Origin of the sequence: Halomonas sp. KM007, assembly GCF_050709225.1 — a bacterium.
Taxonomy (GTDB): domain Bacteria; phylum Pseudomonadota; class Gammaproteobacteria; order Pseudomonadales; family Halomonadaceae; genus Vreelandella; species Vreelandella hamiltonii.
In genome coordinates this window covers 3,221,870-3,246,440 of record NZ_CP136131.1, presented here as the reverse complement: position 1 = coordinate 3,246,440, position 24,571 = coordinate 3,221,870, and the positions used below count along the sequence as shown (strand labels likewise).

The 24,571-nt window shown below is 60.6% G+C and carries 22 protein-coding genes and 1 pseudogene; 4 read left to right on the top strand and 19 right to left on the bottom strand.

Annotation, left to right across the window (positions count from 1 at the left end; genetic code table 11):
- Nucleotides 1-64: 64 nt before the first annotated feature.
- A complete protein-coding gene (locus tag RVM27_RS15410) occupies nt 65-811 on the bottom strand; it encodes a sulfite exporter TauE/SafE family protein (protein ID WP_498941721.1) in 747 nt (248 codons plus the stop codon).
- Nucleotides 812-819: 8 nt separating this feature from the next.
- Nucleotides 820-1,995, bottom strand: a complete 1,176-nt coding sequence (locus RVM27_RS15405; protein WP_498941650.1) for a multidrug effflux MFS transporter — start codon at nt 1,993-1,995, stop codon at nt 820-822.
- A 151-nt stretch (nt 1,996-2,146) separates the two neighbouring features.
- On the opposite strand from RVM27_RS15405, the gene RVM27_RS15400 reads away from it, so the two are divergent.
- Both RVM27_RS15400 and tal read left to right on the top strand, forming a co-directional pair.
- Nucleotides 2,147-3,802: a methyl-accepting chemotaxis protein gene (locus tag RVM27_RS15400; protein ID WP_498941651.1), complete on the top strand. Its 1,656-nt coding sequence runs from the start codon at nt 2,147-2,149 to the stop codon at nt 3,800-3,802.
- A gap of 25 nt (nt 3,803-3,827) precedes the next feature.
- A complete protein-coding gene (gene tal / locus RVM27_RS15395; RefSeq protein ID WP_498941652.1) occupies nt 3,828-4,766 on the top strand; it encodes a transaldolase in 939 nt (312 codons plus the stop codon).
- Between the two features lie 72 nt (nt 4,767-4,838).
- Here the strand turns inward: tal and RVM27_RS15390 are convergent, their stop codons facing one another.
- The 8 genes from RVM27_RS15390 to RVM27_RS15355 all read right to left on the bottom strand — a co-directional run bounded on the left by RVM27_RS15390 (nt 4,839) and on the right by RVM27_RS15355 (nt 15,828).
- A complete protein-coding gene (locus RVM27_RS15390) occupies nt 4,839-5,354 on the bottom strand; it encodes an STAS domain-containing protein (RefSeq protein ID WP_039182597.1) in 516 nt (171 codons plus the stop codon).
- On the bottom strand, nt 5,344-6,537 hold the full coding sequence (locus tag RVM27_RS15385; protein WP_287806719.1) for a PP2C family protein-serine/threonine phosphatase: 1,194 nt from the start codon (nt 6,535-6,537) through the stop codon (nt 5,344-5,346). Before RVM27_RS15385 ends, RVM27_RS15390 begins: the two co-directional genes overlap by 11 nt.
- An 8-nt stretch (nt 6,538-6,545) precedes the next feature.
- The gene (locus RVM27_RS15380) at nt 6,546-7,376 is read right to left on the bottom strand and encodes an MlaA family lipoprotein (RefSeq protein ID WP_287806721.1); all 831 of its coding nucleotides are present in this window, start codon (nt 7,374-7,376) and stop codon (nt 6,546-6,548) included.
- An 84-nt stretch (nt 7,377-7,460) separates the two neighbouring features.
- Nucleotides 7,461-8,585 (bottom strand): beta-ketoacyl-ACP synthase III, encoded by a 1,125-nt coding sequence (locus RVM27_RS15375; protein ID WP_039182588.1) that lies wholly within the window; start codon nt 8,583-8,585, stop codon nt 7,461-7,463.
- Between the two features lie 11 nt (nt 8,586-8,596).
- On the bottom strand, nt 8,597-12,628 hold the full coding sequence (hrpA, locus tag RVM27_RS15370; RefSeq protein WP_498957785.1) for an ATP-dependent RNA helicase HrpA family protein: 4,032 nt from the start codon (nt 12,626-12,628) through the stop codon (nt 8,597-8,599).
- A gap of 94 nt (nt 12,629-12,722) precedes the next feature.
- Nucleotides 12,723-14,393 (bottom strand): AMP-binding protein, encoded by a 1,671-nt coding sequence (locus RVM27_RS15365; RefSeq protein ID WP_287806723.1) that lies wholly within the window; start codon nt 14,391-14,393, stop codon nt 12,723-12,725.
- Nucleotides 14,394-14,588: 195 nt separating this feature from the next.
- A complete protein-coding gene (locus tag RVM27_RS15360; protein WP_498941653.1) occupies nt 14,589-15,374 on the bottom strand; it encodes a class II glutamine amidotransferase in 786 nt (261 codons plus the stop codon).
- Between the two features lie 28 nt (nt 15,375-15,402).
- Entirely contained in the window at nt 15,403-15,828 is a 426-nt protein-coding gene (locus RVM27_RS15355) for a hypothetical protein (protein ID WP_498941654.1), read from the bottom strand.
- Between the two features lie 62 nt (nt 15,829-15,890).
- Between RVM27_RS15355 and RVM27_RS15350 the strand changes: the two genes are divergently transcribed.
- Complete coding sequence (locus RVM27_RS15350; RefSeq protein WP_498956933.1) at nt 15,891-17,993, top strand: S9 family peptidase; 2,103 nt, start codon at nt 15,891-15,893, stop codon at nt 17,991-17,993.
- Nucleotides 17,994-18,088: 95 nt separating this feature from the next.
- On the opposite strand, the pseudogene RVM27_RS15345 reads toward RVM27_RS15350, so the two are convergent.
- A pseudogene (locus tag RVM27_RS15345) lies at nt 18,089-18,253 on the bottom strand (PAS domain S-box protein); the annotation flags it as partial.
- Nucleotides 18,254-18,457: 204 nt separating this feature from the next.
- Here RVM27_RS15345 and RVM27_RS15340 point away from each other — a divergent pair.
- Nucleotides 18,458-18,616 (top strand): hypothetical protein, encoded by a 159-nt coding sequence (locus RVM27_RS15340; protein ID WP_498956932.1) that lies wholly within the window; start codon nt 18,458-18,460, stop codon nt 18,614-18,616.
- A 59-nt stretch (nt 18,617-18,675) separates the two neighbouring features.
- Here RVM27_RS15340 and RVM27_RS15335 read toward each other — a convergent pair whose 3' ends face one another.
- The 8 genes from RVM27_RS15335 to grxD are packed head-to-tail and all read right to left on the bottom strand — an operon-like array spanning nt 18,676 to nt 24,544.
- Nucleotides 18,676-19,134, bottom strand: a complete 459-nt coding sequence (locus RVM27_RS15335) for a YcgN family cysteine cluster protein (protein WP_016914341.1) — start codon at nt 19,132-19,134, stop codon at nt 18,676-18,678.
- Nucleotides 19,135-19,176: 42 nt separating this feature from the next.
- On the bottom strand, nt 19,177-19,758 hold the full coding sequence (locus tag RVM27_RS15330) for an acyl carrier protein phosphodiesterase (RefSeq protein WP_498956931.1): 582 nt from the start codon (nt 19,756-19,758) through the stop codon (nt 19,177-19,179).
- A 10-nt stretch (nt 19,759-19,768) separates the two neighbouring features.
- Complete coding sequence (locus RVM27_RS15325) at nt 19,769-20,062, bottom strand: YcgL domain-containing protein (protein ID WP_498941661.1); 294 nt, start codon at nt 20,060-20,062, stop codon at nt 19,769-19,771.
- On the bottom strand, nt 20,059-21,192 hold the full coding sequence (rnd, locus tag RVM27_RS15320) for a ribonuclease D (protein ID WP_287806736.1): 1,134 nt from the start codon (nt 21,190-21,192) through the stop codon (nt 20,059-20,061). Before rnd ends, RVM27_RS15325 begins: the two co-directional genes overlap by 4 nt.
- 51 nt (nt 21,193-21,243) lie before the next feature.
- Nucleotides 21,244-21,849, bottom strand: coding sequence for a recombination mediator RecR (gene recR / locus RVM27_RS15315; protein WP_227406690.1), 606 nt, complete (start codon nt 21,847-21,849; stop codon nt 21,244-21,246).
- A 3-nt stretch (nt 21,850-21,852) separates the two neighbouring features.
- Nucleotides 21,853-22,179 (bottom strand): YbaB/EbfC family nucleoid-associated protein, encoded by a 327-nt coding sequence (locus RVM27_RS15310; RefSeq protein WP_016914346.1) that lies wholly within the window; start codon nt 22,177-22,179, stop codon nt 21,853-21,855.
- 38 nt (nt 22,180-22,217) lie between these two features.
- Nucleotides 22,218-24,161 carry a DNA polymerase III subunit gamma/tau gene (gene dnaX / locus RVM27_RS15305; RefSeq protein ID WP_498956930.1) on the bottom strand — a complete coding sequence of 648 codons (1,944 nt, stop codon included), beginning with the start codon at nt 24,159-24,161 and terminating at the stop codon, nt 22,218-22,220.
- Nucleotides 24,162-24,193: 32 nt separating this feature from the next.
- A complete protein-coding gene (grxD, locus tag RVM27_RS15300) occupies nt 24,194-24,544 on the bottom strand; it encodes a Grx4 family monothiol glutaredoxin (RefSeq protein WP_039182647.1) in 351 nt (116 codons plus the stop codon).
- Nucleotides 24,545-24,571 lie beyond the last annotated feature (27 nt).

The following is a 24,571-nucleotide window of genomic DNA, read 5'->3' as shown; positions in this document are numbered from 1 at the left end:
GCAGAAATATGACAGTGGTAATTTTTTTAGCAAGGAATGTTAACGAAGCGTTGGCCCAAGGACTTCAAAGCAGCAGCCCCAGTGCTGCTAGCGTGCATAGTGCCAATGAACAGCGCTGCAGCAGCACTTTATCCAGCCGGTGGGCCACTGCATCGGCCAACGCATTGCCGACCAATACAGCAGGCAAAAACGTCAGTGCCAGCTTGAAATGCCATGCGCTGAGCTGCCCCGCCAGCGCCAGCGTCGCCAGAGTCAGCAGCGAGGTGATGACGAAGAAGGCCGCCAGATTGCCGCGCATGCGATCCGGCGAAAAGCCGTGCATCAACAGCACGATGGGCGGCCCACCAATGGCAGCCACGGTGCCGAAGATGCCCGACAGTACACCGGCCACGAACAGCGTGACGCGATTCACCGGCAAATGAAAACGGCACAGCGTCACGCCGACCGCAAACAGCACGATAGCGGCAATCAACGTTTCCAGTACAGCCATGGGCGCCGCCAGCAGCAGCCAGATTCCCAGCCCGTTACCCGGCAGCCGCCCCACCAGTGCCACGCTGATCTCGCGCAGATGCACTTCGTGCCAATAGCGCCGCACCATCATCAGCGAAACCGTAAAACCGAACAGCACCAGCACTACCGGCACCAGCCGTGGCTCCAGCATCAGCAACAGCGGTGCACCGACGACCGCCAGGCCAAACCCCGTGGCACGCTGTACGAAGGCCCCCAGCAGCAGCACGCCGGCACAGGCCAGCCATGTCGCCAGAGAAATTCCCCAGGAGAGCTCCGTGGTGAGCGCCAGCCATTCGAGCACCGCCACGCCTAGACTGCCTGGGTGAGCTTTCTCACCCCGATGTTACCCAGCAGCGCCGCGCCCAGCATGGTCAGCACCATCGGCCAGAGGTGCTCTACCTGGAAGAGCCCCACCAGCACACCCGCCAGCGCGCCACAGCTGAACTGAACGCCCCCCAGCAGCGCCGTGGCCGTGGCGCTGATATGGCCGAAATGATCCAGCAGCGACGAGATGGCGTTGGGTGTGATCAGCCCGATCATGCCGGTAAACAGCATCACCAGCGCCACCACCACCGGCAGCGTGGCCAGATTGAAGGCCGTTGCGACCACCAGTGCCAGCGCGGCACATAACTGCACCGTCAAGCCAAAGCGCAGGTTCTGCTGGGGCGTCCGCTTGCGCAGCAGGTGAATATTCAGCCGGTTGGAGAGCGCAATCATGACCACGTTGACCCCAAACACCAGCGGGTAAATGCCTGGAGAGAGGGAGAAGTAATCGAGATAAAGAAAGGGCGACGCCGTCACGAAAGCAAACAGACCCGCAAACGAGGCTGCCACGGCGCAAATGTAACCCATGCCCTCTCGGTGGCGCAGCACGCTGGCGTAGTTACCCAGCACCTGACGAGGGGTTGCGGCGGGCAAACCGGGGTCGCGGGTTTCAGGCAGGCGCGTCCCCAACAGCCAGAGCAAAAAGCCTGCATAGACAGCCAGAAACACAAAGATCAGCCACCAGCCTGCAATATGCAGCAGCAGACTCCCGACCGCCGGCGCCACCAGCGGTGCCAGCATCATGATCATGGCCATGGTGGACATCACCCTGGCAGCCTCACGCCCGCTGAAACAATCCCGGACGATGGCCGCCGAATTGACCACGCAGGCTCCCCCGCCCAGCGCCTGCACGAACCGCCATACCAGCAGCGACGTCAGGCTATCGGCGGTGGTGATCATCAAGCTGGCCAGCATGAAGACCACCAGCCCGCTGAGCAACACGGGCTTGCGCCCCATGCGGTCCGACAGCGGGCCAAAACAGAGCTGCCCCAGCGCAAAGCCGAACAGAAACATGCTGATGGAAAGCTCAGTATGGTGGATGCTGGCACCGATACTTTCCGCCAGCACTCCCATGGCAGGCAGGTAGGCGTCTATTGCAAAAGGGGCCAACGCCGTATTGGCCGCCACCAATAGCGCTACGCGACGCGGATTGAGTTCCATAGATCTCCTTGAAAGCTACGCTGGTTGGCCACTTAGATAGGACGCTAATCATACACACAACCCCAGAATCGCGCATCGCCCACTCAGAACTGAAACATTTGCCCACTAAGCTGCCCATCATGATTCAAATGACGCTGTCCTGGGGGCCACGATGATACTCAAAAAGCTGGAAAACATTTCGCTACGCAACCTGAGCCTGGCCGCGCTGCTATTGATGGCAGGCTGCCTGCTGATGTTCGCCGCACTAGCCTGGCATATCATGCAGCAGAGCCAGCGTGACCTGGCTTCGCTGGAGCAGGTCAATGTCCAGCAGGCCTCCTCGCTGAATCGGCTGCACATTGCCAGCCTGGAAGGTCTCAATCGCATGGACCGTGCCCTGGAGCGCCAATTGCGTCCGTCGCTCGGTGACCCCATTGCGGCGCTGGAAGCCGTCGAGTATGAATTGAACGAGATGTCCCAGGCGCTTGAAAGCTTCCTGCAGGCCACTCAGGACAGCCCCTATGCAGCGTTGCGCGACGCCATTGGTGAGCGCGCCAACCAATTGCTGGCCAGTATGGATGCCCAGCGCAACGCCATTACCACCGGTGACCGCAGCGGCTATCGGCAAATCACCCTGGAAGCCATGGATCATAGCGAGGCCCTGGCAGGCCATGCACGGGCGTTTTACCAGGTAGCCGATCAGCAGGGTGTCAGTCTGATGCAGGACGCCGAGCAGCGCGCGGGCATGGTGGCCGCTGGGCTGGTGCTGGGCATGGCGGTCTCCCTGGCTCTGATGGGCGCCTTGATCTGGCTGGGCCACTTCCAATTGCTACAGCCCATCCGCCACTTGATCGGCCACTTTCGTCATATGGCCGAAGGAGACCTGAGTGCCGAGGTTCCGGCCCGTGGCAACAACGAAATCGGCCAACTCTATGCAGCCCTGGGGGTCATGCAAAACTCCCTGATCGAGACCGTCAAGCAACTGCATGACAACAGCCAGCACGTGTTCCAGAGTGCTCAGCGGCTGGCACTGGGTAACGAGGACCTGGCCACGCGCACCCATCAGCAAACCGCCTCACTGGACAACACGGCCACCAACGTGCATACCCTGACCGATAGCGTGGCCCACACCGCCGAGCATGCCCTGAAGGCCAAGAAACTGACCGAACACGCCACGACACAAGCTCAGCAGAGCCACCACACCATGGAAGCCTTTCTGTCGACCATGGAAGAGATCGATGCCCACGCCAAGCAGGTCAACGACATCGTCAACGTCATCAATGGCATTTCGTTCCAGACGAACCTGCTGGCCCTCAACGCGTCGGTGGAAGCGGCCCGTGCGGGCGCACAGGGTCGTGGCTTTGCCGTGGTGGCCGCTGAAGTGCGTTCACTGGCCACCCGCAGCGCAGAAGCTGCCACTCAGATTCGCAGCCTGCTGGCCTCTTCCAATACCAGTATCGAGCGCGGCAACCAGCTTTCCCGAGATGCCAACCAGCAGTTCGAGGAGATGGTCGGCTCGATCTCCACGACTCACCGATTGATTACCGATATTGCCGAAGCCGCCCACCTGCAGCACCAGAACATCGAAGAGATCAACGAGACCCTGCAGGAGCAGACCCAGGTAACCCAGGCCAATGCGCTTCAGGTGGATGCCACCGCGCAGGATGCCATGTCGCTGGAGTCGGCCGCCGAAGGCATGCGGGAGCAGGCGGCCCGGTTCAGGATCAGCCAACGGCCCCAGGCCGTCGGCTATCAGTGGCGAGCAGCGGATTCTTCATCATCGTCACCGATCAAGCATACTCAACGCGAGCCAGCCTTGTTAGAGTAACCATGACTCATACAAGGAGCACTGCATGGCCACTAGCCTATTAAGCCAATTGAAAGAGATGACCACCGTGGTGGCCGATACCGGGGATCTGGAAGCCATTCGTCGCTTCCAGCCCGAGGACGCCACCACCAACCCTTCGCTGATTCTTCAGGCGGCCCAGCAGGAGGAGCGTCGCGCTCGCCTGGCCAGTATCGCCAAGGAGAGCACCGACCTGGATGACGCGGCCGATCGGGTGGCAGTGGATATCGGTAGCGAAATCAGCAAGCTGGTTCCCGGTTATGTATCCACCGAGGTCAGCGCGCGTCTCTCTTTCGACAAGGAAGCGACCATCGCCAAGGCCCACTCGCTGATCGAGCGTTATGCCGAGTACGGCGTGGGCCCCGAGCGTATTCTGATCAAGATGGCCTCGACCTGGGAAGGTATTCAGGCCGCTCACCAGCTGGAGCGCGACGGGATTCGTACCAACCTGACGCTGCTGTTCGGCTTTGCCCAGGCCCAAGCCTGCGCCGATGCTGGCGTCACGCTGATCTCGCCTTTCGTGGGGCGGATTCTGGATTGGCACAAGGCGCGTCAGCCTGATGCCGACTTCAGCGGCGCACAGGACCCGGGCGTACAGTCGGTCAAAGGGATTTACGAGTACTACAAAGGCCACGGCTACCCCACCATCGTGATGGGTGCCAGCTTTCGTAACATCGGTGAGATCCAGGCGCTGGCAGGCTGCGACCGCCTGACCATCTCCCCTGCCCTGCTCCAGGAGCTGGACGAGATCGAAGCCGACCTGCCCCGCCAACTCAGCTCCCTCGGCGCCAGCAGCTCACCGGAAGAAGCCTTGGCACAAGCCGATTTTCGCTGGGCAATGAACGAAGACGAGATGGCCACCGACAAGCTGGCCGAAGGGATTCGCAAGTTCATGGCTGACCAGCGCAAGCTGGAAGAGTTGCTGAGCACGCTGAGAAAGGGCTAGGCTACGATTTTTGCGCGCCTGCTCACCAGGCGTCTTTGAACAGCCCTCTGGCGCATCACTGGCCAGAGGGCTTTATTTTGCAGGAGCCCCCTGGGCTTCCAGCATCTCCACCAGCGGCTGAAACTGCTCGCGGTTATGCTCGTTCATGTGCATCAGGATACGGTGCGCTTCCAGAATACGGCCGCGCAGCCCCTCTTCGTCAGCGGGCTCCTCGGGCAGATCTTCCAGTACCGTCTCCAGCGGTGCCGACGGCTGAATCGGTGCCGACATCAGCGTAAAGAATCGCGCAAAACCCATCACATCCAGCATCTGCCGGACATCCGGATTATCCGCGATGATGGTTGGGGGCTGTTCCAGACGACCTTTGACGGCCATGGCCACCTTGGCGAGAAAACCCAGCGCCGTCGAGTCGACGTTCGTGGCTTCACGCAGGTCGATCATCACGGCACGCAGGCCTGGCGTTTCCGCTAGACGCTGTGCTTGGGTATCGAGTGTGGCGCAGAGCGTAAGTCTTACATCACCACACAGCTTTAAAACAAAAACACCGGAGTCGAACGCCGCCTTGATGCGGCCCTCTTCAATCAGCATGACCAAATCCGCTCACCATCATGATTGTCAGGTCATCGGGTAAAGCATCGCGGTCCTGGTTCGCCTCATCGTCCTCGTCGCCCCCACTCAGGAGCGAGTTGGTGTTGGCTAGCCGGTCTCGCAGCTGCTCAAGCGTGACACTTTCGCTTACTAGTTGCTCAAGTTCCGTGAGCCGCGTGTCGAGCGTCTTACCCGGCAAGCATTCCAATACACCATCTGAACACAGCCACAACCTGAAGTCGGCTGGCAGCGGACAGCTAAGCGAAGGATACTCCACATCAGGGAAAAGGCCTACAGGCATTCCTTCCCCCGCCAAACGCGTCAGGTTGCCATCCGCCATCAATAGCGGCATGGGAAGCTGGGCGCCGAGCGAATAGTGCAGAGTCTTTTCCTCATGGTCAATAACACCGACAAATAAAGTGGCGTGTTTGCCGATGTCGGTATCCTGAAGTTCACGGTTCAGGGCCGATAACCAGCGGGGCGGCAGCGCCTGAGGGTCCTGGCCGTCCCATTCGTTCAACCAGCGGTTGCAGAGATATTTCAGCAGCACGGTCACGAAGGCGGAGGAGGCCCCGTGGCCGGATACATCGGCAAAATAGAACACGCTGAAGCGGTCGTCGTAGCGCTGGTAGTCGAGAAAATCGCCTGACAGATAGAGCGACGGCGCAAACCAGTAATCGTAATAGACGCCGCTGATCACCTTGGGCCCTGGTGGCAGCAGACGGCGCTGGATATGTCCCCCACTCTGCTGATCCATTCTCAGCAGGGCCAGATGCGTTTCCAGGCTTTCGTTCAGCTCCGCCAGCCGTTGCCGGTCACGATCACGCTCCTGGGCCAGTTGATGCAGCTCGATGGCCTTGCGGATCATCCTGCGCAGCAATTCGGTATGCCTGAGCGGGTGGACGATGTAATCCACCAACCCGGCGTCGATTGCCTTGATCAAATCCGCATCCTGACGGGTATCACTCACGACCAGTGCGGGCAGGCGATGGGCCAGCTGCGACCACTGCTGCCTGGGCACTGCTCTGGCATGGGCAACGATCAGCGCGGTGCCCACCGGCAGATGATCGATATTGTCTGCGGCAAACACCCACATACCATCACAGGTAATCGCCTCAGCCAGCGCATCACGCTCGCTACCGGGCTCATCGATTACCGCGATCAACTGCTTTGCGTGATCCATGTCTAGCCTCAGTCGGCGAAGTCGTCTTCACCAAAGTCGCTATCGTCGAACTCGAAATCGTCCATGGCAAAGGGGTCGTCGCCCAGCTCACCATCATTGATCTCGAACTGTCGACGCTGCAAATAAGCATCGCGAATGAATCGGTAGCGATCCCCACGAATCAGTGACTCCTGATCCAGCAGGCCCGCCCGCAAGTGCACGATATCGAGTGCAGTCAGGCCAGCACGCAGCTGGTGATCGTCCATGTAGGTGATGGGGTGTGCTGCGGCATCCAGCGGGAAACCCGACGCATCGCGCAGGGTACGCGGCCCCAGCAGCGGCAACACCAGATAACGTGAATCTTCCCAACCCCATACGGCCAGGGTCTGGCCGAAATCTTCACGCTCGGCGGTGATCTCCATATGCGTCGCGTAATCCAGCAGCCCACCGACCCCTACCGTGGAGTTGATCAGGAAGCGTGACGTGGCCAGCCCCGCATTGGCGGGCTTGCCTTGCAGCAAGCTGTTGATGGCCGTGCGAATTTCCCCTAGGTTCGAGAAAAAATTGCCCACGCCAGTCTGCACCGGTTGAGGGGTGATGGTCTTGTATCCCGTGGCCACAGGCTTCAGCGCATAGCGGTCGAGCACGTCATTGAAAGCAAATACGCGCCGATTGAAGCCTTCCCAAGGGTCTTCCGGATGCGCTGACTGCTCAACGACACCCTCTCCGCTCGCGTCGCCGCGCTCCTGGGTAGACGTGCTGGCACATCCACCCATGGTCAACGTGGCCAACAACAGAACGGGGAGCCAGGGGCGCCACGTCCCAGGCGCCGTGTCTTGCTTGGCAAACAACCTCAGCATGGGGTTTCCTCTTTTCACTTCATCAACGCAACTTCAGGGTGTACAACGCCAACGATTCGCCGCTGACGTACTTATCTCAAGTACTTAGCCTTCCCGGCGAAGGATCACACTTCCCGCGCTGTACCCTGCGCCAAACGAACAGATCACCCCGATATCGCCATCCGACAAGTCTTCGCGATGCAGATGGAAGGCGATGATGGACCCCGCCGAGCTGGTATTGGCATAGCGGTCCAGGATGATCGGTGCCTGCGACACATCGGGCTCCTGGCCCAGCACCTTACGGGCAATCAGATCGTTCATGTGGCGATTGGCCTGATGCAACCACATACGCGAAAGGTCCTCACCGCTCAACTCCAGGGAAGCCAGGTGCTCGGTGATCAGCTTGGCGACCAGCGGGCAGACTTCCTTGAACACTCGCCTACCCTCTTGCACGAACAGCTTGTCCAGGGCCAGCGGGTCGCTGTCGGTGACTCGATTGAGAAAACCGGCATTGTTACGAATGGCGTTGGAAAACTGAGTGACCAGGCGTGTCCCCAGAATCGCATAACGCTCCTTGGCCACCGCCACCTCACTGCTTTCCAGTACCATAGCAGTACAAGCATCGCCGAAAATAAAGTGGCTGTCACGGTCTGTAAAATTCAGATGTGCCGAGCAGATCTCCGGATTGACGATCAACGCACGCTTCACCCGCCCCGCGGCAATCGCATTGGCCGCGGTCTCCAGCGCAAACGTGGCGGAGCTGCACGCCACGTTCATGTCAAAGCCGTAGCCCGACGTGCCCAGCGCTTGCTGCACTTCCACGGCCACGGCCGGGTAGGCGCGCTCCAGGTTCGAGCAGGCCACGATGACCAGCTCGATATCCGCCGCCGACACCTTGGCTGATGCCAATGCCTGACGCGCAGCTTCGGTCGCCATCTCGCACTGAATCGACGGCTCGTCGTTGGCACGTTGTGGCAGTTTAGGCCGCATTCGCTCAGGGTCAAGAATCCCGGCGGCATCGAGTACGTAACGGCTCTTGATACCCGAGGCCTTCTCGATGAACTCGGTACTCGAATAGGCCAGCGCCGCCCGCTCACCCTGGGCAATGGCCTCGGCATGGCGCGCGTTCTCGCGATCTACCCATGCATTGAAGGCAGCGACCAGCGCTGCATTATCGACCGCGTGTTCCGGCGTATAGAGTCCTGTTCCGGTAATCACTGCCTGTGTCATGCCAACCTCCTTCATTGAATGCCTTGCCCGCGGGTGATCTCTTCCCAACGCTTCTCCAGGCGTTTTGCCGATACCGGCATGTGCGTGCCCAACTGCTGCGCAAACAGCGACACTCTCAATTCCTGTATCCACCAACCGAACGCTACCAGCGTCGGGTCTTCGGCCGCGCCACGGCGCTCGCTTTTGCGCCGTGCGTCAAAGCGCGCTTCGAGGGCTTGGACATCCTGCATCAGCATTTGGTCCCTGCCCCGCTCTCGGGCAGCCTTTTCCAATCGAATCAAGGCGGCTTCCATGTAGCGTGGATACTCCGTGAGCCACTCGTCCGCATCACGAATGAAGCCTGGGTAAACCAGCCGCTGCATTTGCGCACTGACATCGCTGTAGACCAGGGCCAGTGCAAAATTAAGTTTCCCTTTCAGAATCTTGCTGACGGCAAGATGGCCTTTCAGCGCCTCTTCGACACGCCCCAGCACGGTCCCGGCATGGGCCACCAGTTGAGGCTGCGTCTTTGCCAGTCGCTCGGCCAGCTCACCGGCAGAACGCGGTAGCGGATGCTGTGCCACGACCTGTGTAAACACCGCCAGCAGCAAATCCTCGGCCAGGGCCTGCTTGCTGCCTACCTTCGCGAACAGCAGCGCGCACTTTTCGACTCCGGCTAGCCGTTTGATGGCTTTGACCTGCTCAGGCAGCTTGGCAATGGCCAACCGGGCGACCCCTTCCTGATGCGCAAACTGCGCCTTGGCGGGATGATCGAACAGGCTGACCTTGAAGTGCCCGCCCTCAGCGACCAAGGCCGGGTAGGCTTCCACGCGAATGCCCGCCTGGGTGGTGACACGAGATTCAGGCAGCGGCGATGCGGGCAGCTCTTCCAGCGTGGGTGCCTGGCTGGCCTGCTCGGCCAGCGCCTGGGCGCCGGCACTGGCGGCTTCCTCGAAGCGCCGCTCAAGGGCACGTACATCACGCCCTTGCCCCAGGGTCTTGCCACCATGATCGACCACCCGCACATTCATGCGCAGGTGGGGCGGCAGCAGGTCGAGGCGCCAGTCGTCGGGGTGAACCCGCGTGCCGGTACGCCGCCGGATGAACTCGCCAAGCGCTTCGGTCAGGGGGCGCTCGTCCGGCACCAGTGTTTCCAGGGCGGCATCGACCCAATCGGGGATAGGCACCACCTGGCGGCGCAGGCTTTTGGGCAGCGACTTGAGTAGCGCAATACACTTCTCGCGCAACAGGCCGGGCACCAGCCAGTCGAGGGAAGTGGCAGGCAGCTGCGGCAGCATCGCCGCAGGCACGGTAAGGGTGACGCCATCGTCCTCGGCATCCGGGTCGAAGTGATAGCTCACCGGATAGGCCACCCCCGCCAGGGTGAGGTGATCCGGGTACTGCGCCTGGGTCACGTCATGGGCATCACGAGCCTTGAGCGCCTCGAGATCGAACTTCAGAAGCTCGGGCTGTTGCTGCTCGGCCTGTTTGCGCCAGTGTTCGAAGCCCTTGCCATTGACGATGTCCGGGGGGATGCGCTCGTCGTAGAAGGCGAACAGGCTCTCTTCGTCCACCAGTATATCGCGCCGTCGGGCACGATCTTCCAGCGCTTCGACCTCTGCGATCAACGCCCGATTATGGGCAAAGAACGCGCCTCGCGTCTGGAATTCGCCTTCGACCAGCGCACGACGAATAAACAGCTCCCGCGACTCCTGGGGCGCAATGGGGCCATAGTGCACCCGGCGCCGCGCAACGATAGGCAGGCCAAACAGGGTCACCTGCTCGAACGCCACCACCTGGGCGCGCTTCATTTCCCAGTGGGGCTCGCTGTAGCTGCTTTTGACCAGATGCTGCGCCTGCGGCTCGATCCACTGGGGGTCGATTTTGGCCACGGTGCGTGCAAACAGCTTGGTGGTTTCGATCAGCTCGAAGGCCATGACCCATTTGGGGCTCTTCTTGGCCAACCCGGAGCCGGGATGGATCATGAATTTGCGGTTGCGAGCGCCCAGGTATTCGCGGTTCTCCAGCAGCGTTCCCAAATTGGACAACAGACCCGACAGCAGCGCCTGGTGCAGCTTGCCAGAGGTTTTACGCCGCGCCTGCTTGGCCTGCTCTTCGCTTTCGTCTTCATCGCGAGGCAGCGGTGGCGGCACCTCGATATCCATGTCACGCAGCAGCTGACGCAGTTGGCGGAACGTATCGTGCCACTCGCGCATGCGCAGATAGTTGATGTAGTGCTCGCGACACCAGCGGCGCAGCTGATTGCCCGAGAGCGCCTCGCGAGCATTCTCGATGCCGTGCCATAGGTTGAGCAAAGCGACGAAGTCGGAATCCGGGTCGTGCCAGCGCTGATGCGCCTGGTCGGCCGCCTGACGCTTGTCGGCAGGCCGCTCTCGCGGGTCCTGAATGGCCAGCGCCGAGACCACCACCAGCACGTCGCGCAGGCTGCCCCGTTCGGCCCCTGCCAGCACCATGCGCGCCAGCCTTGGGTCGATGGGCAGTTTGGCCAGCTTACGGCCCAGCGGGCTCAACTGATGCTTGTCGTCCACCGCACCCAGCTCGAACAGCAGCCGGAAACCATCCTTGATGAAGCGGCCGTCAGGCGGGTCGACAAACGGAAAGTCTTCGATGTGCCCCAGCTTCAGCGCCAGCATGGACAGAATCACCGACGCCAGGTTGGTGCGCTGAATTTCGGGGTCGGTAAACGCCGGGCGAGCCAGAAAGTCGTCTTCATCATATAGCCGAATGCATACCCCTTCGGCCACACGGCCACAGCGCCCCTTGCGCTGGTTGGCGCTGGCCTGGCTGATGGGCTCGATGGGCAGCCGCTGGATCTTGGCACGGTAGCTGTAGCGACTGATACGCACCAGGCCCGGGTCGATGACATAGCGAATTTCCGGTACGGTCAGCGAGGTTTCCGCCACGTTGGTGGCCAGCACGATACGTCGCCCGCGATGGGGGGCGAACACGCGATTTTGCTCTTCGTTGGACAGCCGCGCATAGAGCGGCAAAATGTCGGTGCCTTTCAGGTCGGCACGGCGCAGCGTATCGGCGGTTTCCCGAATGTCACGCTCACCGGGCAGAAACACCAGCACGTCCCGGGGGCCGTGAAGCCAGCCTTTCTGGCGCTCGATGGCCTCGATTTCCCGCACGGCATGAAGAATACCCTCTTGCAGCGTGCGGTCTTGTTCGTCCTCTTCACTGCGTACCAGCGGGCGATAAAGGACATCCACCGGGTAGGTACGGCCCGAGACTTCCACCACCGGGGCCGGCGCGTCAGGCGTGCCGAAGTGGGCCGCAAAGCGCTCGACGTCGATGGTGGCGGAGGTGATGATCACCTTCAGGTCCGGGCGTTTCGGCAGCAAACGCTTCAGGTAACCCAGTAGAAAATCGATATTGAGGCTGCGCTCGTGGGCTTCATCGATGATCAGGGTGTCATAGCGCAACAGCAGCGGGTCGTGCTGGGTTTCGGCCAGCAGAATCCCGTCGGTCATCAGTTTGACCAGCGTCGTGGGCGTGCTCTGGTCATTGAACCGTACCTGATAGCCCACCTGCTCACCCAGTGCCACCTCCAGCTCATCGGCAAGCCTGGCTGCCACGCTGCGTGCTGCCAGCCTGCGCGGCTGGGTGTGGCCAATCAGGCCCTGGCGTCCGCGCCCCAGCTCCAGACACATCTTGGGCAACTGGGTGGTTTTACCCGAGCCGGTTTCACCGGCCACGACCACCACCTGGTGCTCCCGAATAGCCGCCAGAATGTCCTCGCGACGCTCGACGACGGGCAGCTCACCGGGGTAGTTCAAGGCAACACGCAAGGCTTCCCGCTGGGCCAGCAGCTGCGTGGCCTTCGCCATGTCGCGGCGCAGCTCGTTGACACCACGGTCAATCGGCTTGTTGTCACGCTGCCGTCGCTTCAAGCCCGACACACGCCGGGCCAGGCGCTCACGGTCGCGATGCATGACATCACCCAGCGATGCGTCGAGTACCGCCAGCAAAGCAGCAGGATCTTGCGGGGATTCAGTGCGAGAAGAGTGCGTGTCGGTGGTCACGTTAGGCTCGGTTTCCATCTCAGAATAAAACGTCGGCCCACTCATGGAGTGGGCCGACCATTGTACCGCTTTCAATCACGTGACGCCTAACGCCAGCCAATATGGCAATGTATCAGGCCTTGTTGGCTTCCTGGTCGCGCAGCTGGCGACGCAACACTTTACCCACATTGGTCTTGGGCAGCTCATCGCGGAATTCAACGTACTTGGGTACTTTGTAGGCGGTCAGCTCCTTTTTGCACCAGGCGCGCAGCGTCTCGGCATCCAGCTGACTGTTTTTCGACACGACGAAGAGCTTGATGGCTTCGCCGGCGTTTTCATCGGCCACCCCGACGGCAGCCACTTCCAGCACGTCGGGATGTGCGGCCACGACGTCTTCCACTTCATTGGGATAGACGTTGAAACCGGACACCAGAATCATGTCCTTCTTGCGATCGACGATCTTGATATAGCCATCGTCTTGAAGGATGGCGATGTCACCGGTGTGGAACCAGCCCTGCTCATCGATGGAATTACGCGTTTCGTCTTCACGCTGCCAGTAGCCTTTCATGACCTGAGGCCCTTGCACGCACAGCTCCCCTGGCTCACCGAACGGCACGTCGTTGCCCTCGCTGTCCACCACCTTCACCGCCGTACCTGCCACGGGTTTGCCGATGGTGCCCAGTTGAATGGCGTCGTTGGGGTTGAAGCTGACGATGGGAGAGGTTTCTGTCAGCCCGTAGCCCTCGGCAATCGGGCAGCCGGTGGTCTCTTCCCAGCGCTGGGCGGCTGCCTTGGTCAAGGCCATGCCGCCGGAAATGGTCAGCTTGAGTTTCGAGAAGTCGAGCTGGCGGAAATCATCACGGTTGCACAGGGCATTGAACAGCGTGTTCAAACCAATGAAACCGGTGAACGGCAGCCCTTTCAACTCCTTGACGAAGGCTGGCAAATCACGCGGATTGGTAATCAGCAGCGAGTGGTTGCCGGTTTCCATCAGGAACAGGCAGTTAACGGTAAACGTGTAGATGTGGTACACCGGCAGCGGCGCAATGACCAGTTCTTCACCGTCGGTCAGATGCTCGCCAATGGCCGAGCGAGCCTGCAACATGTTGGCCACCAGGTTGCGGTGCGTCAGCATTGCCCCTTTGGGCATGCCGGTGGTGCCACCGGTGTACTGCAGCGCGGCCAGATCTTCCTGGGTGCGGTCTACAGGGCGATGGGTGAGCGAAGCGCCCTTCTTCAGCGCATCGCGAAAACCAACTGCGCTGGGCAGCGAGTAGGCGGGCACCATTTTCTTGACGTGCTTGACCACGGCATTGATCAGCCAGCGCTTGGGCACGTCATGCAAGTCCCCCAATTGAGTGACCAGCACGTGCTTGATGTCGGTCTTGTCCAGCACCTTCTCGAGCTTGTCGGCCATGTTGGCCAGAATCAGGATGGCCTTGGCGTTTGAGTCCTTGAACTGATGAGCCATTTCACGCTCGGTGTAGAGCGGGTTGGTATTCACCACCACCAGGCCAGCACGCAGTGCGCCGAAGACGGCCACCGGGAACTGCAGTACGTTGGGGAGCTGGATGGCGATCCGATCCCCCGGCTCCAGATCGGTTTCATGCTGCAGCCAGGCGGCGAAATCCGCTGACAAGCGGTCCAGGTCGGCAAAGCTGAGCGTCTTGCCCATGCAGGTAAAGGCTGGCCTCTGGGCGAAGCGCTTCACTGCCGAATGGAATACATCGGTGACCGAGTCGTACTGCTCCAACCCTTCAAGCGCTGGGCCGCGTAAAATGGGGGTGCTGGCGTGTTCGCTCATGGGGAATCTCCGCTATCCGTGTCGATGCTGTACCGACCTTGTTATTGTGGCGAGGCTATCAAGTGGTTCATGAACGCCAACGATATACGACGTCCAGCAGACTGTAAAACGAACGATTGAAACTTGCGTTTCAACTTTAGCTTAAAGCCCTTCGACCCTCACCACCGTTCTGGTCATGCCATTTCTTTAGCATAGTCAGGATTTTGAGCCATAACGGGCACGGATTTCTCCCCCACGCCATACCAACAGTTCACCTGGCGCCATACGCTGCCAGGCTTCATTGTGGGTCAGAGGCGCGGTGGCCACCACCGAAACGATATCGTTGGGCGTGGTGTGCTCGACGAAATTGACCGTCATCTCGGCATCCGAGAGTTCCGCCTGCCCAAACGGTGCCCGTCGAGTGATGTGCGCCAGTTTGGTAGAACAGTAGCAGTAGAGATAGACACCGTCCGAGAGCAGCAGGTTGAACACCCCCAGCCCGCGCAGCTGTTCGCAGAGCGCATGCAGCCGCTCCCAAAGTGGCTCTGGCGATTCAGGAGGCGAAGGAAAATGTCGCCGCAGCTCGCCCATCAGCCAACAGAAGGCGTGCTCACTGTCGGTACTGCCCACGGGGGTGTAGAGTCCCAGCGGCAGTTGTTGCCAGCCACTCAGTTGACCGTTATGGGCGTAGCACCAGGGCCGCCCCCACATTTCACGGGTAAAAGGGTGCGTATTGGCCAGCCGAACGCCCCCCACGTTGGCCTGACGGATATGGCTGATGACCACGTGCGACTTGATCGGGTAGTCGCATATCAACCGCGCGATAGGCGAATCCACGGAAGGGTGAGGGTCGCGAAACTCGCGATAACCGCCCTCTTCATAGAACGCAATGCCCCAGCCATCGCGGTGGGGCCCCGTACCGCCGCCCCGATGCAGAAAACCCGAAAAGCTGAAGCAGATATCCGTGGGTACATTGGCGCTCATACCCATCAACTCACACATGAAGACGCCTCCCCGGCCAGTTTGGAGATCAACGGATCACCGGCTCACGACGGCGGACAGGCTGAGGCTCTTCGACACTCTGACGGCGTGCAGGGGCTTCTTCGACCGGCATCGGACGCCGCCACCACCACAGCGCAATCCCCACGCAGGCGCCCAGCGCAATGCCCAGGATCGCCCACAGCAGGCCATTGCGCAGGCCACTGGTGCTATGTTCGAAAAACGCCACCGCCGCGACCATGGCCGATGGCGCCCAGCCGGTATAGAACTCGCCTTCTTCCACCAGCGGCAAGCGGTAATTGGCCGGCATCCACATGACGCCCGACACGCCCCAGGTAATGACAAGACGAGGCAGGCGCGGCAACCAGGCCAACGCAAAATAGATGGCCATCACGACCAGCAGCGAAAGTCCGTAATAACTTAGCCACAGCAGTGACATTGAGTCAGCAAACAGCATAATACCCCTCATGTGGGTGGAAGCACCCGACGTTGATTTCCCGTTATGGTACCTGTCAATTTATGAAAGCACAGCCTGGTATGCACGAAGGCTCGCCCGTAGCACGCTATTATCGCGCCGATGACCCTGAATGGCACTGGTTGGAATCTCGTGACGCACCAGACGTTCAACCTTTTTTAGCCGACGCCAACCAGCAGCATACCAACTGGTTTCGCCCCTTGGCGCCGCTGGCCGACGCCCTCTACCATTCACACTTGGCACGGCGCGAGCTGGCGGTCAAAAGCCTGGCCACGGTATTGGATCACTTCACCTGCTGGAGCGAAACGGGAGCCGACGACGACTACCCGTGCTGGTGGCGACATCCCAACGGCCAGCCCCAGCGTGCCGAGTGCTTTCTGGATGTGCGCGAGCGTGCGGCAGAGCAGCCGTTCTACGACATGGGGGACATGGCCCTCTCCCCCGACGAGCAGTGGCTGGCCTGGACCGAAGACACCCAAGGGGACGAACGCTACACCCTCTGGCTGAAAGCGTTGCCCAGCGGCACTCCCCGCCAGTTGCTCGAAGACATCGGGCCGTCGGTGTGCTGGGCAGAGGACCAGACAACCCATGGCGCGACGCTGCTGTTTACCCGCTTCGACGACACCCAGCGCCCCGATAGCTTGTGGCGACTGTGGGTAGGGCTCAATAGCGACGCCGCGGTCGACACCGACGCTCAGGCTAGCGCACCGACACTGATCCTGCGTGAAGACGACCCGGAGTTCTGGCTGGGCGTTGGCAAGACCCGCTCGCGTCAATGGCTGATCATCGAGAGCGGCTCGAAAGATACCACGGAGGTCCACGCCCTGCCCGCCCACCAACCCGCCGCGAGCCCAGTATGCCTGCATGGGCGCACGAATGGCGTGGAGGTCAGCATCGACCATCGGCCGGGGGCTTTCTACCGGCTACACAATCAGGCAGGGCCACACTTTGCCCTGGATACGCGTGCCGACACGCTGGAAGATACGAGCTGGAAAAGCCTGCTGCCCCCGCGGGAGGACGCCACGCTGGAAGGAGTCGATGCGTTCGCCTGGGGGTTGGTCGTGGCCGAACGCAGCCATCAGGAAGCTCAGGTGCGATTGAGGCAACTGAGCCTGGCCGAAGATGGCCATACGCTCATCGAAGATCACTACCTGGCGCTACCCGACACACCTGTCTCGCAACTTCTGGAGGACATGCCCCACTTCGATGCACGCACGCTCCACCTGCGGGAAGAATCTTTTACCCACCCGCCCCGCTGGTTTGCGCTGAACCTGGACAGCGGTGAGCGCACGCTACTCAAGCAAGTACCGGTACACGGCAGCCTCTCCCCTGAGCAACTGGTCAGCCGACGGATCTGGGCCACCAGCCACGACGGTGAACAGGTGCCCGTTTCCGTGGTCATGCGTGCCGATCTGGTCGGACAGCCTCTGCCGACGCTGCTATATGGCTACGGCGCCTATGGCGAAGCACTCGACCCCTGGTTTTCGATTGCCAGGCTGGAGCTTCTGGAGCGTGGCGTGGCCTTTGCCGTGGCCCACGTACGCGGCGGCGGCGAGCGCGGCGAACCATGGTACCTGGCAGGCAAGATGGCCAACAAGGAAAACAGCTTTCATGATTTCCTGGCTGCCCGCGAGGCACTGGTGTCCGAGCAGGTCAGCCAGCCTGAACGGATCGTCGCCTGTGGTGCCAGCGCGGGCGGGCTGCTGGTGGGTACCTGCCTGAACCGGGCACCAGAGGCGTTCTGCGCTGCCGTGCTCGACGTGCCGTTTTTGGATGTACTGCGCACCATGCAGAATCCCGAGCTGCCGTTGACCACCGCCGAGTACACCGAATGGGGCAACCCGGAGATCAACGAGGTTCGCGAGCGGATCGCCGCTTACTCTCCCGTGGATAATATTCGCCCTCAGCGTTACCCGGCGCTATGGATCGAAGGCAGCTGGTTCGATACCCGAGTCAGCTATTGGGAGCCCGCCAAGTTCTATGCTCGCGTGACCCAGGCTCAGCAGGGAAGCGCCCCGATTCTGCTGCACACCGACATGACCAGCGGCCACGGCGGCGCCTCCGGCAGATTCAAGGCCTGGCGCGACGCGGCACGCCAGGATGCCTTCATTCTATGGGCGTTGGGTCTCGTGGCAAGGCCTGAATAAAGCCCTCGAAGGCCTGCTCGGCCCCTTGGACAAGTGAGCACACGTGGGAGGCCTGCTTCCGTGGGCAAGACATGCTCGGCGCTCACCTTGTTCTGATAACGCAGTGCTTCGAGATCCTTCACCCATACCAAGCCCGCGTAGGTATTCGGGAAAAGCTCGCAAACATTGCGACCAATCAACTGCTCCTGGGTCAGCCCGAACAATTCCAGAAAGCGTGGGTTGGCAAAGGTATAGCACCCGTTCAAATCCTTCAGGGCCATCATGACCGTGCTGTACCTGAGCCATCCGACGGCTCGTTAGAACGACATCTATCCAGTAGCAGCGCCGGGCGCTGCTTTTTTCATGGCGAAAAAATTTATGAAAATACTTTCCAAAAAAACTTTCCAAACCCCACTTGTTTAGGCATACTCACCTTACGTCTTATAGACCAACGTCTAAAACCACCTCTCCATCAGGAGTCTGTCATGAAGTATCAGGAACAATTTCTCACTATCTGGGACACCTCGGCCAAGGCCTCCGCACCTCAGCCCAAAGCCGCTCCCCAGGCAGCGCGCCCCCCACTGAAAGAGATGTTTTTCACCATCTGGGATAGCGCCAAAAACAAAACCGCCAGCCCACAATAAGATGAGCCAGCGGCGATGGTCCTGCCATGGATGGCAGCGCATTGCGTTTCGGTTGGCGGTCAGGACATGGGAATGACCGCAATGATATGCTCTTCGAGATGCCGTTCCGGCACCTCATCCTGTGATACCGCAAAGCCTCTGACGCTCACTCCCTTACGATGCACTCGCTCGGCGTCGTTGCTCAACAGCGGATGCCAACCCGCCAACTTGCGCCCTTCGGCCACCCGACGGTAGCCACAAGTATGCGGCAGCCAGGTAAACTCTTTTACCAGCGCTGGCGTCAGCTGCGTGCAGTCCGGCACGCTGGCAAAGCGATTCTCGTAATCACTGCATTGGCAGCTGTGTAGATCCAACAGCCGACAAGCAACGTTCAGAATAGCCAATTCCTGAGTGTCATCGTCATGCAGCTTCAACAGGCAGCACTGGCCACAGCCATCGCAGAGCGCTTCCCACTCTGGCGCGGTCAACTCCTCCAGCGGATAGCGCTCCCAGAAGCGCTCACGCAATGTGGTTTCCATGTTCGGTTCTCTTTCGGGTAGGTGCGTGATCGCCGACGCCGATCAATGGGCGCTGGTATCGTTGCCGCTGCTGGTCAAGTGCGCCTGACATTCGCGCCACAGCACGCTGAAGTCAGCCTCAAGAAGGGCGTAATCATCGTATAGCCAGGGGACCAGCTCGGCCAAACGGTTCGGGCCTGTCAACCGCTTGCCGATGCCTGCCACGGCCTGACAGGTGAAATCGAAATCCGCATAGCGGCGCAGCCAGTCCTGCTCGACCAGTACGGGCATCATGGTGGCCAACCGCTGGGGAGCAGGCCTGGCCGACAGCAGCTGATAACAGCGCTCGATGAGTTGGTGCTGCCGCTCACCCGCTTGCTGCTGGGCAATGAAGTGATCCCACACCAGATCGAGGGCAATACCGGCATAGCGGCGCTGCTGCCTGGGCGCGCGTTGACGGGCAGCCAGTACCCGGGGGTGCTGATCCACCCAGGCATCCACACGGCGGTGATGGCGAATGCCGCCCGCCACGCTGGCTGGCCAGCCGGAGAGATCACTGCCCTTGACCCCATCGGCAATCAGGTTGCCATAGAGAAAACCATCGTTGCCGGGGCGTGCCAGCCAGGCATGGGCCAAAAAATTCATTCTGGCATCATCACGAGCGGCTGGCAGATTCAGCGCGGTGCAGGTCCAGCAGGTACGGTTCCTTGGCGGGGGGCATCTGCAGGTAGAACCCCTGCTCTTCAATGGCCACCATGACATCGCGGGCGGACACGCGTGCCAATGACTTCTCCTCGGTCAAGATCATGGTCAGCACTGGGACGGGCTTGCCGAAAGTCGCCATCAAGGCCTCGGGCACGTCTACCATGCCTTTGCGCTTGTCCACGTAAAGGTACATCTCTTCTTTTCGTGAGCTTCTAAAAATTTCGCAAAGTAGCTTCTCGCTCATTCCGACGCTTCCTCTAAGGCTCGTTGAAGGTCCTGACCCAGGCAAACTCCGCGCCAACCGTGCAGTTCATCGAGCGGCTCGCCGGCCATGGCCTGCATGACCAGCGCTTCGATATCACGACGACGAAGCAGCATTTCCGGCGCAATCCCCAAGGCCGCCGCTTTGTCCGCCACGACCTGTTTGATGGCCTTGAAGCGTCGTTTGAAGGGCGGCTGCATGGGGTCAGGCCAGCGGGCCGGCAGGGCGCTTTCAGCACAGTGTTGCGCCTGCTTCACCCACCCCAGCAAGGCATCGCCCTCTTTCTTGACCAGAGGTGGCTTGACGCCCTCTACCTCTGCCAGTTCATAGCGATTTGCAGGCATTTTTTCGGCCACGGCAAACAGCAGCTTGTCACTGACCAGCCAGTTGCGTGGCAGGTCACGCCGCCGGGTTTCACCTTCTCGCCAGATGGTCATCAGACGATAGGCTTCCAGCTGGCGTGGCGTCAGGCGCCACAGCTGACGCTGGCGGGTGTACCACTGGCCGTCGCTCTCTTCGTCACGACCCGCTTGTTCGATAAGTGATGCACACTCTTCCTCGACCCAGCCAAGCCGCCCTGACTCAGCCAACTGGATAGCCTGGCGCCTCCAGACCTGAAGCAGGTAGGTCACGTCCAGCGCCGCATACTCGCATTGAGAAGCGGTCAAAGGCCGCTCCAACCAGTTGGAGCGAGTCTCTTCCTTGGGCAGCGTGTCACCTATCCAGTGCTCCACCAGCTTCTGATACCCCATTCCCGGGTTCTCACCCAGAAACGCTTGCGCCACTTGGGTATCGATCAGCGGCGTCGGAAGCGTTCCTGCCCAGCGCTGAAATACCTCTAAGTCTTCACTGCAAGCATGCAGCAGCTTAGGCACCTGGCTTTGCAGAAGAGCCTTGAAAGCGGGCGTACAAGGGGTCACCAGCGGGTCCACCAGGTACGCTTTTTCCCCTGCGGCAAACTGGATCAGTGCAGGCACGGGAAAGAAGGTGTTTTCACGAAAAAACTCGGTATCCAGTGCAATGACCTCTGCACTGGCCACCTGTTGGCAGGCGGCATCCAACGCCTCGGCGCTGTCGATCCATTGATACAAGGAGGAGGTTGAAGAGGACAATTCGGTCTTCCAGGTTGTCACAACCGCCTTGGCGCTTGCGTTTTATCCGACTTAATCGCTAGCAAAAGGCTGACGACCGTTAAAGGCACGACTCAAGGTGCCACCATCCACATACTCGAGCTCTCCCCCCATCGGGACACCGTAGGCGAGGCGAGAAAACGCCACACCGTACTGAGCAAGCTGGGCTGCGATGTAATGCGCCGTCGCCTCGCCTTCTACCGTAGGGTTGGTGGCCAGCACGATCTCGCGAATGTGCCCTTCGGCCACTTGGCTTTCCAACAGCGCCAAGCCCAAGGCATCAGGGCCTACACCATCCAGCGGTGAAAGGTGACCATGCAGGACGAAGTAGCGACCCTGAAAACCGCCCGCCTCTTCGATGGCGAGCTGATCCGCTGGCGACTCGACCACGCACAGCAAGCTGTCGTCGCGGCGCGGGCTCTCGCACAAGGCGCATATGTCGGCCTCGGTCAGCGTGCGGCAGTGCTGGCAATAACCCACGTCTTCGATGGCACGCAAGATCACCTCGGCAAGCCGCTGCCCGCCGGGGCGCTCACGCTCCAGAAGGTGCATCGCCATGCGCTGGGCCGTCTTGGGCCCAACGCCGGGCAGCACACGAAACGCATCCATCAACTGCTCTACGAGGGGGGAAAAGCGCATGGATCAGAACGGCATCTTGAAGCCAGGCGGAAGATTAAGGCCCGCCGTTGCCTCTTCCATTCTGGCTTTCGAGTTGGCTTCTACCTTGCGCACAGCGTCGTTGACGGCCGCGGCCAGCAGGTCTTCCAGCAACTCCTTGTCTTCCTCCATGACGCTTTGGTCGATGGCCACGCTGATCACATCGTGGCGGCCGTTCATGACGACCTTCACCATGCCAGCGCCAGCCTCACCATGCACTTCTGCCTTGGCGACCTCTTCCTGAGCGCGCTGCATTTTTTCCTGCATTTCCTGGGCTTGCTTCATGATGTTGCCCATTCCGCCTTTGAACATGCGGTGATCTCCTGAGTGATATGACTGAAGTGATAGGGTCAAGAGTGCGATGCGGGTTTTACCGTCGACTCAATCAGCGTAGCCCCAAAAGCGTGACGTAACTTCTCAATATTGGGGTCACGATAAAGTAGATCAACCGCTTCGGCATGTCGCTCCTGCTGGAGACGCTCTTCCTGCTGCCGCGGGGTCTCGATTCCCGTGTCCAGCGCCGCTACCTTGAAGTGCACTTTTCTGGGCAGCCCAATCCCGTTCAACGCGCGCTCGATGCGCTGGTTGTGCACCTCAGCCTGCATGGCCGACTGCGATGGATCCAGGCGCAGCACCAGCGTGGCGCCATCATCGCTTTCCACCTGGCAGTGTGCCGCGAGGTTGCGCGTCAGCCCCCCCAGGGCCAACGCATCAAAGCAGCCCAGCCACCCGGCCTGATCCAACGGGCCTTCCAACGAGGGCGAAGATGACGAGGAAACCATCGGCTCTTGGTGAACTGGCTCTGGCTCTGGCTCTGGCTCTGGCTCTGGCTCTGGCTCTGGCTCTGGCTCTGGCTCTGGCTCTGGCTCTGGCTCTGGCTCTGGCTCTGGCTCTGGCTCTGGCTCTGGCGAGAGCATGGCGGCCTGATTCACTTCGTCAAGCGACCAGGGGGCCGGCTCCTCTGCTGGCTGTGCCACAGCCACGTTACTTTCTGGTGGGTAGCTCTCTGGTGCGTTTTGGGGCGGCTCAGCAGATACCCGCGCAACAGGTGTTTGCGGCGGTGCAGCCTGCGCAGCGGGCGGCGCAGGCTCAGGCTTTTTTGGCTCGCTCTCAACGGCCGCAGCCTCGGCCGCGGGCTCAATGACCGGTTCACGACGCAGCGGCAGCGGCACCGTGGGTGGTTTTGGAACCCCCTGCGGGCGAAACGCCAGCATCCTCAACAGCGTCATTTCCAGCGCGCTGCGCAAGTCGGGCGCATGCACCATGTCGCCTCTTCCCTGGATACCGATCTGGTAGTAAAGCTGCAGATCTTCGGCGGTAAAGCGCCCGGCAAGCTGCTGAATCTGGGCGCGGTCACCGTGACTGTTATCCACCGCGTCAGGCACCATCTGGGCAACGGCCAGCCGGTGCAAAATGGCGGTCAGCTCATCCAGCACTGCGGCAAAGTCCGGCCCCTGCTCGGCGAGCTGAGCAACCTCCTGCAGCAGCTGTTGAACGTCCACGTTCGCCAGCGCTTCTACCAGCGCCAGTACGTGGCGATGATCCAGCGTACCCAGCATGGCCGCAACATCGCCATGGCGTACCGCCCCCTGACCAAAAGCAATGGCTTGATCGGTCAGGCTCATGGCATCACGCATCGAGCCCCCAGCGGCTTTGCCCAGCAGCCAAAGCGCACTCTCGTCGTATTCGACGCCTTCTTCACCCAGCACGAAGCTGAGGTGTTCGACTACCCTCTCAGGCGGCATGTGCTTCAGAGTGAACTGCAAGCACCGAGAGAGCACGGTGGCAGGCAATTTTTGCGGGTCAGTGGTCGCCAGCAGAAACTTGACGTGGGGCGGGGGTTCTTCCAGTGTCTTCAGCAGCGCATTGAAGCTGCTGGTCGACAACATGTGCACCTCGTCGATCAGGTACACCTTGTAACGCCCTTGGGTAGGCGCGTACTGAACGTTGTCCAGCAGCTCGCGGGTATCTTCGACCTTGGTTCGCGACGCGGCATCGACTTCGATCAGGTCGACGAAGCGCCCCTGGTCAATCGCCTCACAGCTGGGGCACTGGCCACAAGGTGTCGACGTGACGCCCTCGTCACCACGGCCTTTGGCCGTGCAGTTGAGGCACTTGGCCAATATCCGTGCCAGGGTGGTCTTGCCGACACCCCGCGTCCCCGTAAACAGGTAAGCGTGGTGCAAACGCCCCTGGTCAAGAGCATTGACCAGGGCGCGTTGGACATGGGCCTGCCCCACAAGCTCATGAAATGTGCGTGGCCGCCACTTGCGGGCCAGAACTTGATAGCTCATGGAGCAAAACTTCCTTGGGCGCTGTTCTTGGGTTAGGCGTCAGTGCCGTTCTCAGCAGCGCCTGCACGCTGGGCAGCTTCTTTGATCAACTTCTCGAGATCGCCACTCTGGTGCATTTCCATCACGATATCGCATCCGCCGACCAGCTCGCCTTCTACCCACAGCTGCGGGAAGGTGGGCCAGTTGGCAATCTTGGGCAGTTCGGCGCGAATATCAGGGTTATCCAGCACGTTGACGAAAGCGAAACGCTCGCCGCAGCTCATCAGCGCCTGAACGGTCTGTGCAGAAAAGCCACACTGCGGCAGCTGAGGCGTGCCTTTCATGTAGATGAGAATCGGGTTTTCAGTGATTTGACGCTGGATATTGTCAGCCGTGGTGCTCATGGGATGCTCCTCGATAAAAGATGTGGT